We start from the raw sequence: 14,065 nt of genomic DNA on the forward strand, positions 1-14,065 counted from the left end.
GTTCAGATTTAAGGCTCTTTTAACGTGAGTGCAATGCCGCCTGTGTGCTCTTGGCTTGACTGTCCGCGCAGGTTAAGAGAGGCGCGGGCTAATCTGGCAGGTGATCATGAGTAACACGGACAGTTTCATCGACGAAGTGAACGACGAGGTTCGCAGCGACCGTTTTTATGCGGCTTTGCGCCGTTACGGATGGATAGGCGTGCTTGCTGTGGTTCTGATCGTCGGTGGCGCGGCCTGGAATGAATATAACAAGGCGCAGGTGCGTGCTGAGGCGGAGGCCCTTGGTGACGGACTTCTTGCGGCGCTCGCCACAGAAGAGGGAACGGCGCGTGTGGATGCGCTGACGGCTGTGCCTGCGGGAACGCCCGCGGCACAAGCTGTGGCAGAAATGATGGCCGCCTCGGAACAGCACAACGCAGGCCAGACCGGGCTTGCCGTCGAGGCACTGAACCGTGTTGCGACAAACGGGGACATTGATCCGATCTACCGCTCGATTGCCGCATTCAAGGCATTGACGCTGCAGGTCGACACGGTTCCCGCCGACACACTGCGTCCGCAGTTTGAGGCGCTGGCATCCCCCGGGCAGCCGCTGAGCCTGCTCGCACAGGAGCAGCTGGCCCTGCTGGATATCCGGGACGGGAACACCGCCGGCGCCATTGATCGCTATCAGGCCGTGCTGCAGGACGCAGCCGTAACCGCAGACTTGCAACAGCGCGCCTTACAGGTGATTGTGTCGCTGGGGGGAACGCCGGATCTGGACAACCTGCCGGCCGCCGGAAACTGACCGACCGGGCGGAAACGGCACCGGCAGAGAGCAAACGCAGGGTGGATACAACAGGCCATGACAGTAACTGAGACCGCTGCAGCGCCGAAACGCGGCGCCCGGGTCGGCTTTGCGGTGCTGGCCGCAGCCGTTTTTCTTGCCGGTTGTGCCGAAGAAGAGTTTATCCTGCCAGGCAAGCGCGAACCGATCCGGGAAGACGCGCTCACCGTGGCGACCCTGCCTCAGGAAGGCAGCCGCGCCATTTCGCTGCCCGCAGCCGAAGTGAATGCCGACTGGGCACAGTCGCCGGGCTCACCGGCAGCACGCACACCACACCCGGCGCTTGGCACGGCGCTGCAGCGGATCTGGAGCGCTGACATCGGCGAAGGCGACAGCCGCCGGCAGCGCATTACGGCCAGCCCGATCGTGGCGCAGGGCCAGATTTACACGCTGGATGCGCAGACGCGCGTGACCGCGACGTCGTTGTCGGGGCAGACCGTGTGGCAGACGGACATCCGCCCGGCGCGCGATGACGACGGTCAGGCAACAGGCGGTGGTCTGGCTTTTGCGGACGGCCGGGTTTTTGTGACGAGCGGCTATGGCACTCTTGTGGCACTTGATGCCGTCACGGGTGACCTGCAGTGGCGCCAGAGGCTGGAAGGGACCGGATCCGGGGCCCCATCGGTCGCGGGCGGGCTGGTATATCTGACGTCCGGTGATGACACCGGCTGGGCCATCTCGCAGGACGACGGGCGCGTCGTGTGGCAGCTGACCGCGACCCCTGATGAAAACAACGTGCTGGGATCACCCGCGCCGGCCATTGCCGACGACCTTGCGGTGTTTGCCTTTGGGTCCGGCGATGTGCAGGCGGTTTTCCGGCGCGGGGGACTGCGCCGCTGGGACGCCTCGGTGGTGGGCGAGCGCTTTGGCCGCGCCATCAGTAACGTCGGGGACGTTACAGGGGCGCCTGTCGTCTCTGGTAACACGGTTTATGTGGGCAACCAGTCCGGCCGGATCGCTGCAGTGAAACTGGGGTCCGGTGAACGTTTGTGGACAGCACGCGACGGGGCAACCGGCCCGGTCCAGCCCGCAGGTGACAGTATCTTTGCCATTTCAGACCTGGGGCAGCTCGTGCGCATCGACGCCGCAACGGGCGAGCGTATCTGGGCCGCGAACCTGCCAGGATTTGTCAAGGACCGGCCGAACAGGCGGGCAGAAATCTTTGTGCATCACGGTCCGGTTCTGGCCGGCGGACGCATACATGTGGCCTCAAACGATGGGTTGCTGCGGTCATATGATCCGGTGGATGGTACCCTGACCGGCAGTATCGAAATTCCCGATGGTGCCACGTCAGCGCCGGTCGTGGCGGGAAATGTGCTCTACGTTGTATCGACAAATGGTGATTTGCACGCTTTCCGTTGACGCCAAGGTGCGGTAAAGCCCGCATCTGAACCCGAACCGGAGCGATCCATGTCTTTCACCCTCGCCATCGTGGGGCGGCCCAATGTGGGCAAATCCACGCTGTTCAACCGTCTTGTGGGCAAACGCCTGGCGCTGGTCGACGACCAGCCCGGTGTGACGCGCGATCTGCGCGAGGGGGCGGCACGCCTCGCTGACCTGCGTTTCACGGTCATCGACACCGCCGGGCTGGAAGAGGTGACAGACGACAGTCTTCAGGGACGGATGCGGCGGTTGACGGAACGCGCAGTGGATATGGCAGATATCTGCCTTTTCATGATTGACGCCCGGGTGGGAATCACCCCGTCTGACCTGGTGTTCGCGGATATCCTGCGCAAGCGCTCAGCCCATGTGATCCTCGCGGCCAACAAGGCAGAGGGTGCTGCGGCAGACGCCGGTGTGATTGAGGCCTATTCGCTGGGGCTGGGTGAACCGATCCGCCTCTCTGCAGAGCATGGCGAGGGGCTGAATGACCTCTATCTGCAGCTGATGCCCATCGCCGATCAGTTTGCAGAGCGGGCTGAGGCGGATGCACCTGAAACGGATGTGACGCTGGACGAAGATGACGGCGATATGGATGCCGCGATCCCGATGCCGACCGCGAAAAAGCCCCTGCAGGTGGCGGTGGTGGGGCGGCCCAACGCAGGTAAGTCTACGCTGATCAACCAGATCCTAGGCGAAGACCGCCTGCTGACCGGGCCTGAGGCTGGCATTACGCGTGATGCGATCTCGCTGCGCATGGACTGGGCGGGTCCCGACGATGTGACCCTGCCGATGCGGATTTTTGACACCGCCGGAATGCGCAAGAAAGCAAAGGTGCAGGAAAAGCTGGAGAAGCTTTCCGTGGGCGACGGCCTGCGGGCCGTGAAATTCGCCGAAGTGGTCATTGTGCTGCTGGATGCGGCGATCCCCTTTGAACAGCAGGACCTGCGCATTGCCGATCTGGCGGAACGCGAAGGCCGCGCCGTGGTCGTCGCGGTGAACAAATGGGATATTGAGGAAGACCGCCAGGGTAAGCTGAAAGAGCTGAAAGAGAGCTTTGAACGGCTGCTGCCTCAGTTGCGTGGTGCGCCGCTGGTTACCGTTTCCGCGAAAACGGGCAGGGGCTCGACCGGCTGCACCAGGCGGTGGTCCGCGCTTATGAGACATGGAACCGCCGGGTGACAACAGCGCAGCTGAACCGCTGGCTGACCGGGATGGTCGAGGCGCATCCGCCCCCCGCACCGCAGGGCAAGCGCATCAAACTGCGCTACATGACCCAGGCAAAAACGCGTCCCCCCGGTTTTGTGGTGATGTGCAGCCATCCCGATAAGGTGCCGGAGAGTTACAGCCGGTATCTGGTCAACGGCCTGCGTCTGGATTTTGATATGCCGGGCACACCTATACGGCTGTGGATGCGCGGGCAGAATGATGCCAACCCGTACAAGGGGCGCAAAAAGGCGCCACCGTCAAAACTGCGCAAACACACCGAAGGGCGACGCCGGGACTGAGGCCTCAGCCGTTCCGCCAGGCCCGCCAGGCCGGAACGGTCAGTGCCGCGGCGCCACCCGCAGCAAGGGCCGCGACAGTCGTTTGCGAACCGGCATTTTGCACGACAATAGCCACCAGCGCCCAGATCACCGCGAGCGCATAGGTGGGGCCGCGCCGCAGCTGGTTCTGCACAGCTGATGCGATAACAAGTGCCATGAAAACAAAGACAAAGGCGGCTGTCTGCTGGTCCATCAGGTCATAGCCTGCAGCAATCAGGCCCAGCGAAACGCAGCTCGCAGCGCTCAGCCACCCGGCATATAGGCCCACCGGCAGGAGCGCCCATGTTCTGTCGTCCGCAGGTGCCCGGAAGAGTGCTACCAGCGCCGGCAGCAGCATCGCCCAGATCAGGATACTGGCCCAGACCGGGCTCAGCACCGCCACAGGCAGCCAGATTGTTCCGATGGCCAGCGACACACACAATGGTGCGCGCATGGCGTGCCAGCCCGGATCTTCGGTGCGGCGCGCGAGGCCGAAAGCCATGCCAGCGATCAGCCACAGATAGATCACGCCCCAGATGGCAAAGGCGTATCCGGCGGGCTGAACCGGCGGATTGTCCTGCGGCACCGGGAACTGGTCTGCGTCAAAGCCGCCGAAATCCGGCACCACAAGGGTGGAGCCGGCAAAGGTGATGCAGAGCACAACGCTCAGAATAGCTGTCAGTTTCACTTCTGTCTCCCGGACCAGGATGGCGGTTAAGGCACCGTGCGCCCGGGTTACCGGGTCTGCGTCTTTGCCAGCTAACCTGGTGCGCGGCAAAGGGGAAGCAAATGGCAGTGATCGCGATATTCTGTGACGGCACCTGGAACAGCCCGGGCGCGGGTCTGGACACACATGTGCTGCGTGAAGCGGACGCCTGCGACCGGGTGCAGGATCAGATTGTTCTGTATTTTCCCGGTGTGGGCACGGGGGCAGGCCTCGCAAGTGAGATCGGCCGCCGGATCAGCCGCATTGGCGGTGGTCTCTTTGGCTGGGGGCTGAACCGGAATATCCGCGCAGCATACCTGGAGCTCTGCCGGATTTATCAGCCAGGGGACCGGATTATGATTTTCGGTTTTTCACGCGGTGCCTACACCGCGCGCTCGCTCGTGGGCATGATCCGCAAATGCGGGATCCTGGAACAGCCAACGGCCGTGAATGCGTGGCGTGCCTTTCGTCTTTACCGCAGACGCGGCGCCAACCATGGCCCGGATGCGCCGCACATTATTGCGGCAAGGCGCAGGCTGTCTCCGCGTTTTGCTACCAGTCAGGCGGATGTGGAAACCCGCAATGATGGCAGCAACCTGGTGCGCATCAGCTATCTGGGTGTCTGGGACACGGTGGGCGCGCTGGGCATTCCGCAGGCCGTGCTGGGCGGGATCGCCCGTGCCTGGAACAGACGATACCAGTTCCACGACACCTCGCTGTCACGTCTTGTCGAAAACGCCCGCCATGCTGTGGCGCTGGATGAGCGGCGGGTTTTGTTTGAGCCGTCTCTTTGGGACAACCTGGACCCGCGTCCGGGAGACCCCGGGCTGAACCGCGGTGCGCAGGAGCTTGACCGGCCCTACCAGCAGGTCTGGTTCGCGGGCAGTCACAGCATTGTGGGCGGTGCAACGGGCGCGCAGGGTCTTGCGGCACTGCCGGCTGAGTTTGTAATCGGTCAGGCGGAACGCCTGGGCCTGAAAACGCAGCGGAATGCGCTGGCGCGGCCGGATGCATTGCAGGAGGCGCCGGACATAAACGACGTGCGGGGTATCTACCGGTTTTTCCCGAAGCTGCTGCGCTGGCGCGCGGGTCCGCAGACCCCGCGTGGTCTGCATCCGTCGGTACTGACCCGTATGGCACGCCGGTCGGATTACCGTCCCGGCAGTCTGCGCTGGCTCTTTCCGGAGCTCTTTGACAGCGACTGAACGCAGCACACCGGGGGCGATATCCCTTGTGACCCGGGCCCCGGGCGGCTAGGACGCGGCATCTGACCGTTTCCGGGGCGCGTGACATGACGAAAAAAGCCGACGAAGAAATTCTTGCCACAGTGGCCGCCTCGGGCGGGCGGCGCATCCTCGGCATCGGTATGCTTGCGTTCCTCGCCGTGATGGTCATTTACGTGGCCCTGGCCAGCCCGCCGACCCTGGGATGGCAGTTGTTTTTGCTGGCGCTCGGCACCGGCTCTCTGATGATTGCTGATGCCATGCGCCGGTCAACATCTCATGTCCTGGAACTGACCCGTGACGAACTGCGTGAAAGCGGCGGCGTGGTGATTGCCCGGACGGCGGATATCACCGGCATTGACCGCGGCGCTTTTGCGTTCAAACCGTCCAACGGTTTCCTGATTCATACGACAGCTTCCGGCTCGCGCCATTGGCGGCCCGGGTTGTGGTGGCGCATGGGTAAACGCGTCGGCGTGGGCGGAATGACGCCGAAAAACCAGACCAAACTCATGGCAGAGATCATTGCGATGATGATCGAAGAGCGCAAACAGGGTGACGCATCCACCTGAAAACGGGTGGTTTTCGCCGGTATTCGTTTTACTGACACGTCTGCGTTAACCATCCGTTAACGCTTTTCCATGAACGCTGACGTGATGCATCGGCAAAGTTTTCATACTGCCTAAAAAACTGGCACACTTCAGGTTGTCAGCGTAGGGTCGGGGTGTCGTTCCCGGGCAATTACGCCCGACCAGAAGGAGAGAGAACTTGACACAGAATGCGCGCGAACCGAGCTTCCGTGAGAGTGTGGACCAGATGTTCAACCGGGCCGTTGGCCTGATGGACCTTTCGCCGGGCCTCGAAGAGAAGATCAGGGTTTGTAACGCCACCTACACCGTTCGTTTCGGTGTCCGCCTGCGCGGCGAGATCAGGACCTTCACCGGCTACAGGTCGGTGCACTCCGAACATATGGAACCGGTTAAGGGCGGCATCCGCTATGCGTTGGGCGTCAATCAGGACGAGGTTGAGGCGCTTGCGGCGCTGATGACCTACAAATGCGCCCTCGTAGAGGCTCCGTTTGGTGGCTCCAAAGGTGGTCTGTGCGTCGATCCGCGCGAATATGAGCCGCATGAACTCGAACTGATCACACGGCGCTTTGCCTATGAGCTGATCAAGCGCGATCTGATCAACCCGTCACAGAACGTACCCGCACCCGATATGGGAACCGGCGAGCGTGAAATGGCCTGGATCGCTGATCAGTATAAGCGCATGAATACAACGGACATCAACGGCAATGCCTGTGTCACCGGCAAGCCACCAAACGCAGGCGGTATTGCTGGCCGTGTCGAAGCGACAGGCCGCGGTGTGCAATATGCTCTGCGGGCCTTCTTCCGGGACGGCGAGGGCATGAAAAAGGCCGGAATGACCGGCGATCTGTCCGGCAAGCGCGTCATTGTGCAGGGTCTGGGTAATGTGGGCTATCACGCGGCCAAGTTCCTGATGGACGAGGACGACAGTATTATTGTCGGCATCATCGAACGGGACGGTGCGCTGTATAATCCTGAGGGTCTGGATGTGGAGAGCATCCGAAGCTGGATTGCAAAGCATGGCGGGATTTCGGGGTATTCCGACCGGCACCAGGTGGCCGATGGGGCATCGGTGCTGGAAGAAGACTGTGATATTCTGATCCCGGCGGCGCTTGAAGGCGTGATCAATCTGTCCAACGCAGACCGGATCAAGGCACCGCTGATTATCGAGGCTGCGAACGGCCCCGTAACGGCGGGTGCGGATCAGGTTCTGCGCGAAAAAGGTACGGTAATCATACCGGATATGTACGCTAACGCGGGTGGTGTGACGGTCAGTTACTTTGAGTGGGTCAAGAACCTCAGCCATATCCGTTTCGGCCGGATGCAACGGCGCCAGGAAGAATCGCGCCACCAGTTGCTGATCAATGAGCTGGAACGGCTGTCCACGGACACTGGCGTCGGCTGGCAGCTGAGCCCGGATTTCAAGCAGAAATACCTGCGCGGTGCGGGCGAGCTTGAACTGGTGCGCTCGGGCCTCGATGACACGATGCGCATTGCTTACGATCTGATGGCTCAGGTCTGGCATGCCCGTGATGATGTGGACGATCTGCGCACTGCGGCGTATCTTGTCGCCATCGAAAAAGTTGCGTCGAGCTATCAGGCCAAAGGTCTCTGATCCTGCCCGCGCAGCGGGAAAGGATCTGCAATGACCGACGCTCTTTTTCCTGCAACTGCGGCACGCTGAAAGGCGTGCTGCATGACGCGGCACCTGCAAATGTCTGCCATCTGGTGTGTTACTGCAAAGATTGCCGCGCCTTTGCGCGCCATATGGGACAGGCAGCACAGCTTGAACCGGGCGGTGGCAGCCCGCTGGTCCAGGTGTTGCCCGCACGGATCGATATCACCGAAGGCGCTGACCGGATCGCGTGTCTGAGGCTGTCGCCAAAAGGACTGCACCGCTGGTATGCATCGTGCTGCAACACACCGCTGGCCAATACAGTGGGGTCTCCGCGCATGCCGCTGGCCGGTATGTGGCGCGGACTTTTTGAGCACACAGAAGTATTTGGTCCGGTGGTCACCCGAGGGTTTACCAAACATGCGCTGCGGGAGCGTGGCGCGCCTAAACGGGACAAGGGTATCCTGCGGATGATGTCCGGGTTGATCGGCAGGGCCGTGCCTGCATGGATGTCCGGCACCGCGCGGCAATCACCGTTTTTTGACGATGCGGGTCAGCCGGTCACGGCGCCGGATGTTCTGGAACTGTCTGTGCGCAATGCACTTTACAAAGACTGATATCCGGCACGGCAGGTCATTCTCTCTGCGACATTATTGGTCGGTTTCAGTCGTAGATCACGTCAGGCAGTGTTGTTAGGGTGCCTCTGACAACATGGAGTGGCACACGTGAAATTCTCTGGCCTGCGCGTACTCAGAGAGGGTCTGACCGGCAACAAAGGCTGGACGCCTCACTGGCGCGATCCTGAGCCGAAATCCGAATACGACGTGGTGATCATCGGCGGTGGCGGGCATGGTCTTTCGACGGCTTACTACCTCGCGAAAAATCACGGGATCACCAATGTTGCGGTGCTCGAAAAAGGGTACATCGGGGGCGGCAATGTCGGGCGAAACACGACGATTGTGCGCGCAAATTACTTTTTGCCCGGGAACTCGGAATTTTACAGCCATTCGCTGAAGCTCTGGGAGGGGCTTGAGGCAGAACTGAACTACAATGTCATGCATTCACAAAGGGGCCTGATCAATCTGTTCCATTCGGATGGTCAGCGTGATGCTTTCGTCAGGCGCGGTAATTCAATGCTGGCGCAGGGGGATGACGCGATCCTCCTCAGCCGCGAGGGCGTGCGAAAACATCTGCCATATCTTGATTTCGACAACATCCGTTTCCCCATCTACGGCGGTCTGCTGCACCCGCGGGGTGGCACCGCCCGGCATGACGCTGTTGCCTGGGGCTATGCCCGCGGAGCAGACCAGCGGGGCGTTGATCTGATCCAGTCCTGTGAGGTCACGGGCATTGATATCGACAATGGAAGGGTTACCGGCGTTCAGACCACGCGCGGCCCGATCCGGGCAAAAAAGGTGGCGATCGTGACTGCCGGACGTTCCGGCCAGGTGGCCGCCATGGCGGGCATGCGCCTGCCCGTCGAAAGCCATGTGCTGCAGGCCTTTGTCACCGAAGGTCTGAAGCCCGTGATCAATCATGTGGTCAGTTTTGGCATGGGGCATTTTTACATGAGCCAGTCGGACAAAGGCGGGCTGGTATTCGGTGGGGATCTTGATTTCTATGCGTCGTATGCCAGCCGCGGGAACCTGCCGCTGAAGGAGCATGTGATGGAGGCGGGCATGACGCTGATGCCGATGATCGGCAAGGCGAAGGTGCTGCGGTCCTGGGGGGGATCATGGACATGACGCCTGATGGATCGCCGATTATTGACCGGACGGATACTGAAGGGCTCTTCATCGACTGTGGCTGGTGCTACGGCGGGTTCAAGGCCGTGCCCGGTTCCGGCTGGGCCCTGTCGCATCTGGTGGCAACAGGCAATCATCATGAAAGTGCGGCGCGGTTCCGGCTGGATCGTTTCCGGACGGGGCGGGGGCTCATGGATGAAGAGGGCACCGGCTCTCAGCACAACCTGCACTGAGGGCGTGGATATGACGGGAGCCTCCGGCGGGGATATTTCAGGCCAGAAGAATGAGGGAGCGCGCAAATGCGGCTGACCTGTCCGATCTGCGGCGCGCGTGACCGCCGGGAGTTTTATTACATGGGGGATGCCGTGGCGGTGAGTCGTCCGGCACCGGATGCTGGTGCGGATGTCTGGGACGATTATGTGCATCTGCGCGACAACCCGGCCGGTGTGACGCGTGATCTCTGGCAGCATGAGGGGGGCTGTGGAGCCTGGGTGGTGGTGACGCGCAACACGGTGACCCACGAGGTTGTGTCAACCGAGCTTGCACGCGGCAGTGCCGGAGGCGCGCATGCGGGTTGAGGGTAAGGGGCTGATCGACCGGTCCCGCAGTATGCGGTTCCAGTTTGATTCCATCGGATACACCGGTTTTGGCGGCGATACTGTGGCTTCTGCATTGCTTGCGGCCGGGCAGCGGGTTGTTGCGCGCTCTTTCAAATATCACCGTCCGCGGGGGGTGATGACGGCGGGAAGTGAGGAGCCGAATGCGCTTGTCACAACGGGCCGTGGTGCTGCGACCGAGCCGAACGTGCGGGCCACTGTGCAGGAGGTGTTTGACGGTCTGGATGTGCGCAGCCAGAACGCCTGGCCCTCCCTGAAACACGATGTGATGGAACTGAATGATCTGGTCTCGCCGTTTTTGGGGGCTGGGTTTTATTACAAGACGTTCATGTGGCCGCGCGCGTTCTGGGAGCGGCTGTATGAGCCGGTGATCCGGCGTGCTGCAGGTCTGGGTGCGCTGAGTGGTGCACATAATGAAGACCGCTATGAGAAAGCGTGGGCTTTCTGTGACCTGCTGGTCATCGGCGCGGGGCCTGCCGGACTGATGGCCGCGTTGACGGCCGCCCGCGCCGGGGCAGACGTGATACTGGCGGACGAAGACAGCCTGCCGGGCGGGCGTCTGAACGCTGAGACACATCAGGTGGATGGTATTGCTGGCAGTGCCTGGGCTGCCGCTGTGGTGGCCGAACTTGAGGCGATGGACAATGTGCGTCTGATGCGGCGTACGACGGTCACCGGCGTGTATGATCAGGGAACTTATGGTGCGCTGGAGCGGGTGAGCCATCACCGAAATGCTTTCGTTCCCGGCCTGCCGCGCGAAACCTTCTGGCGGATTGTGGCGCGCCGTTCTGTGCTGGCAGCCGGTGCGCTGGAGCGGCCGGTGGCCTTTGAAAACAATGACCGCCCCGGCATCATGAATGCAGGTGCGGTACGGGCATACCTGAACCGGTGGGGTGTTCTGGCTGGGCAGCGTGTTGTTGTATTCGGCAACAATGACGGTGCGCATCGGACGGCCCGTGATCTGCTGGCGGCCGGTGCCGAGGTTGCAGCCGTGGTGGACAGCCGGGCAGATGTCAGTCTCGCGAGCAGTGACTACCCTGTGTATTCCGGCGCTGTCGTCACAGGCAGCACGGGGCGGATGGGGCTGACATCCGTGTCCGTCCGGGGTGCTGGTATGACGCGCACCATAGATACGGATTGTCTGGCCGTGTCGGGCGGATGGAACCCGTCGGTGCATCTGACCTGCCACATGAACGGTCGTCCCACATGGCGCGAAGATATTGCGGCATTTGTGCCCACACCGGGTTCGGTTCCGGGGATGTACGTGGCGGGGGCCTGCAATGGCGATTTTGAGACCGGAGACTGCCTGAGGGCTGGTGCTGCAGCCGCGCGGGATGCGCTGAGTGATATCGGTCTGAAGGCGAAAACCGGCGACGTTCCGGTAACGGATGACACGGGTTTTGCCGTCAGTCCGTTTTGGGAGGTGCCAGGCGACGGGCGGGCCTGGCTCGATTTCCAGAACGATGTAACGGTCAAGGACGTACGCCAGGCAGCGACCGAGAATTTCCGGTCTGTGGAGCATATGAAACGCTACACAACGCAGGGAATGGCGCCGGATCAGGGCAAGAATTCGAACGTTGCAGCCCTCGCGGTTCTGGCGGATGCGACCGGGCGCGGCATTCCGGAGACCGGGACAACGACGTACCGGCCCCCTTTGTCCCGGTATCCATTGCCGCACTCGGTGCCGGGGCCCAAGGTGCTGGGTTTGCGCCGGAACGGTTCACAACATCCCACGATGCCAGCACAGCGATGGGCGCGCCGATGATCGAGGCGGGGCTTTGGTACCGGCCGTCCTATTTCCCACAGGCCGGGGAGACGACCTGGCGGCAATCCTGTGACCGCGAAGTGGGCTTTGTGCGTGGGGCTGTTGGTGTCTGTGATGTCTCGACACTGGGCAAGATTGATATTCAGGGGCCTGGTGCCGCAGCACTGCTGGATTTTGTCTATACCAATACGTTTTCCACGCTGCGCGAAGGGCGTGTACGCTATGGCCTGATGCTGCGCGAGGATGGTCACGTGATGGATGACGGGACCACCGCGCGCATGGGACCTGAGCATTTCGTGATGACCACGACCACTGCTGCGGCTGGGAACGTCATGCGGCACCTCGAATTTGTCAGCCAGGTTCTGCGCCCTGAACTGGACGTGCGGCTGACGTCGGTCACAGAGCAATGGGCGCAGTTTGCCGTCGCCGGACCAAAATCACGCGACCTGCTGAACGGGTTGCTGGACGAACCGATCGATAACGACAGCTGGCCCTTCATGTCCTGCGGTGATGTCACCGTCTGCGGCATTCAGGGGCGCCTCTTCCGCATCTCCTTCTCGGGAGAGCATGCCTACGAGGTGGCGGTGCCTGCGCGGTATGGCGAAAGCCTCTTCCGCCTGCTGACAGAGCGAGCCACTGAAATGGGTGGTGGTGCTTACGGTATGGAAGCGCTCAATGTGATGCGGATCGAGAAGGGGCATATCACGCACGCGGAAATCCACGGGCGGACAACAGCCTTTGATATCGGGTTCGCCAGGATGGTCAGCGCCAAAAAGGACTGTATCGGCCAGACGATGGCCGCGCGGGAAGGGTTGACGGATCCGCAGCGCCAGCGGCTGGTCGGGCTGAAGCCGGTGAGCGCCACAGGCGAAATGACAGCGGGCGCGCATCTTTTTAACACCGGGGCGCTGATGAGCCGGGAAAACGACCAGGGGTATGTTACTTCGGTCGCCTATTCGCCGTCACTCGGTCATATGATCGGACTTGGATTTATCGAGCGCGGTCCGGAGCGGATCGGGGAAACCGTGCGGCTGGTGGATGGCCTGCGGAAGATCGAAACAGATGTTGTGATCTGCGCCCCTGTGTTTGTGGATGCCGAAGGAGACCGTCTGCGTGGCTGATCTGATTGCAAAAAGCCCCTGTGCGGAACTTCTGCCTGTCAGTGTGGGAAGCGTGACGCTGGAGGAAGCGGATCCCGGTGTCCTGACAACGCTTGCGCCCTGGCAGGGCAGGGAAGAGGCGTTGTCGCAGGCGCTGGAGGCAGCGCATGGCATGCGCTTTCCGGAACCGAACTGCACGACGGGGCGTGCAGGTGCGCGGGCGATCTGGTTCGGGCGTGACATGGCGCTGCTGATGGGACCGTCACCCGATCCGTCGCTCGCAGGGCATGCGGCCCTGACGGATCAGTCGGATGCATGGGCGGCGGTTATGCTGACCGGCGCCGGATCGGACGACGTACTCGCACGGCTTGTGCCTGTTGATCTGCGGCCTTCCACGTTCCGGCGCGGACATACTGTGCGCAGTCAGGTGATGCATATGAATGCCTCCGTCACCCGAACCGGTCCGGACAGTTTCCTGATCCTTGTGTTCAGGTCGATGGCGCGGACACTCGTGCACGAGCTTAAAACAGCTATGGAAGGTGTCGCGGCCCGGGGTTAAGCTGGCGAAAATTACCGGAGGTTTCCCATGTTGCGTACTGCTGTTCCTGTTGTTCTCGCCCTGACCGCGCTGCCGGTGGCGGCCCAGACCGAAAAAGAGATCAGCTGTGGTCATCAGTCGGATGTTGTTCAGGCTGTGAAACAAGCGCGTCTGGATGGCGTCAAGGAACGCGATCTCCCGTCCAGCCTGTCTGCAGATGCAACCTGGCCGGAAAAATACAACAACATCATTCCGTTGCTGGCACCGTCCATCTACGAGAAATCGCGCAAGGATCTGAAAACAGAAGATCTGAAGACCTGGTGGTACACCGAGTGTCTGAAGCTCGGCCAGTAAGCACCCGCGCGGGCCGCGTCCTGCGCTGACAGCTTAATCGGCCGGGGGCGGCGCGTTGCGTCTGGACTCGGTCGCGGGGCTTGCCGATA

The 14,065-nt window shown here is 61.8% G+C and carries 10 protein-coding genes and 3 pseudogenes; 12 read left to right on the top strand and 1 reads right to left on the bottom strand.

The window, feature by feature from the left end; all coding sequences use genetic code 11:
- Positions 1-106 precede the first annotated feature (106 nt).
- The 3 genes and pseudogenes from ACZ1HA_RS04000 (at position 107) to der (ending at position 3,711) form a co-directional block, all read left to right on the top strand.
- Positions 107-784, top strand: a complete 678-nt coding sequence (locus ACZ1HA_RS04000; protein WP_472712963.1) for a hypothetical protein — start codon at positions 107-109, stop codon at positions 782-784.
- 57 nt (positions 785-841) lie between these two features.
- A complete protein-coding gene (locus ACZ1HA_RS04005) occupies positions 842-2,185 on the top strand; it encodes a PQQ-like beta-propeller repeat protein (protein ID WP_375228263.1) in 1,344 nt (447 codons plus the stop codon).
- A 48-nt stretch (positions 2,186-2,233) separates the two neighbouring features.
- Positions 2,234-3,711, top strand: a pseudogene (gene der / locus ACZ1HA_RS04010) (ribosome biogenesis GTPase Der).
- 4 nt (positions 3,712-3,715) lie between these two features.
- On the opposite strand, the gene ACZ1HA_RS04015 reads toward der, so the two are convergent.
- Entirely contained in the window at positions 3,716-4,417 is a 702-nt protein-coding gene (locus ACZ1HA_RS04015; protein WP_472712964.1) for a hypothetical protein, read from the bottom strand.
- Positions 4,418-4,518: 101 nt separating this feature from the next.
- Here ACZ1HA_RS04015 and ACZ1HA_RS04020 point away from each other — a divergent pair, with 101 nt between their 5' ends.
- The 9 genes and pseudogenes from ACZ1HA_RS04020 to ACZ1HA_RS04060 all read left to right on the top strand — a co-directional run bounded on the left by ACZ1HA_RS04020 (position 4,519) and on the right by ACZ1HA_RS04060 (position 13,976).
- Positions 4,519-5,640: a DUF2235 domain-containing protein gene (locus ACZ1HA_RS04020; protein WP_472712965.1), complete on the top strand. Its 1,122-nt coding sequence runs from the start codon at positions 4,519-4,521 to the stop codon at positions 5,638-5,640.
- A gap of 86 nt (positions 5,641-5,726) precedes the next feature.
- Positions 5,727-6,227: a hypothetical protein gene (locus ACZ1HA_RS04025; RefSeq protein ID WP_472712966.1), complete on the top strand. Its 501-nt coding sequence runs from the start codon at positions 5,727-5,729 to the stop codon at positions 6,225-6,227.
- 244 nt (positions 6,228-6,471) lie between these two features.
- Positions 6,472-7,857, top strand: a complete 1,386-nt coding sequence (locus tag ACZ1HA_RS04030) for a Glu/Leu/Phe/Val family dehydrogenase (RefSeq protein WP_472715279.1) — start codon at positions 6,472-6,474, stop codon at positions 7,855-7,857.
- Between the two features lie 23 nt (positions 7,858-7,880).
- Positions 7,881-8,474: a DUF6151 family protein gene (locus ACZ1HA_RS04035; RefSeq protein WP_472715280.1), complete on the top strand. Its 594-nt coding sequence runs from the start codon at positions 7,881-7,883 to the stop codon at positions 8,472-8,474.
- A 108-nt stretch (positions 8,475-8,582) separates the two neighbouring features.
- A pseudogene (locus tag ACZ1HA_RS04040) lies at positions 8,583-9,835 on the top strand (sarcosine oxidase subunit beta family protein).
- Positions 9,836-9,901: 66 nt separating this feature from the next.
- Positions 9,902-10,180, top strand: a complete 279-nt coding sequence (locus ACZ1HA_RS04045; protein ID WP_375228257.1) for a sarcosine oxidase subunit delta — start codon at positions 9,902-9,904, stop codon at positions 10,178-10,180.
- Positions 10,170-13,105 (top strand): annotated as a pseudogene (locus tag ACZ1HA_RS04050) (sarcosine oxidase subunit alpha family protein). The gene ACZ1HA_RS04045 and the pseudogene ACZ1HA_RS04050 overlap by 11 nt, the downstream one beginning before the upstream one ends.
- Positions 13,098-13,643 (top strand): sarcosine oxidase subunit gamma, encoded by a 546-nt coding sequence (locus ACZ1HA_RS04055; RefSeq protein ID WP_472712967.1) that lies wholly within the window; start codon positions 13,098-13,100, stop codon positions 13,641-13,643. The pseudogene ACZ1HA_RS04050 and the gene ACZ1HA_RS04055 overlap by 8 nt, the downstream one beginning before the upstream one ends.
- A 27-nt stretch (positions 13,644-13,670) precedes the next feature.
- Entirely contained in the window at positions 13,671-13,976 is a 306-nt protein-coding gene (locus tag ACZ1HA_RS04060; protein ID WP_472712968.1) for a hypothetical protein, read from the top strand.
- The last annotated feature ends 89 nt before the right edge of the window (positions 13,977-14,065 follow it).

This window comes from Roseobacter sp. S87 (genome assembly GCF_055693285.1).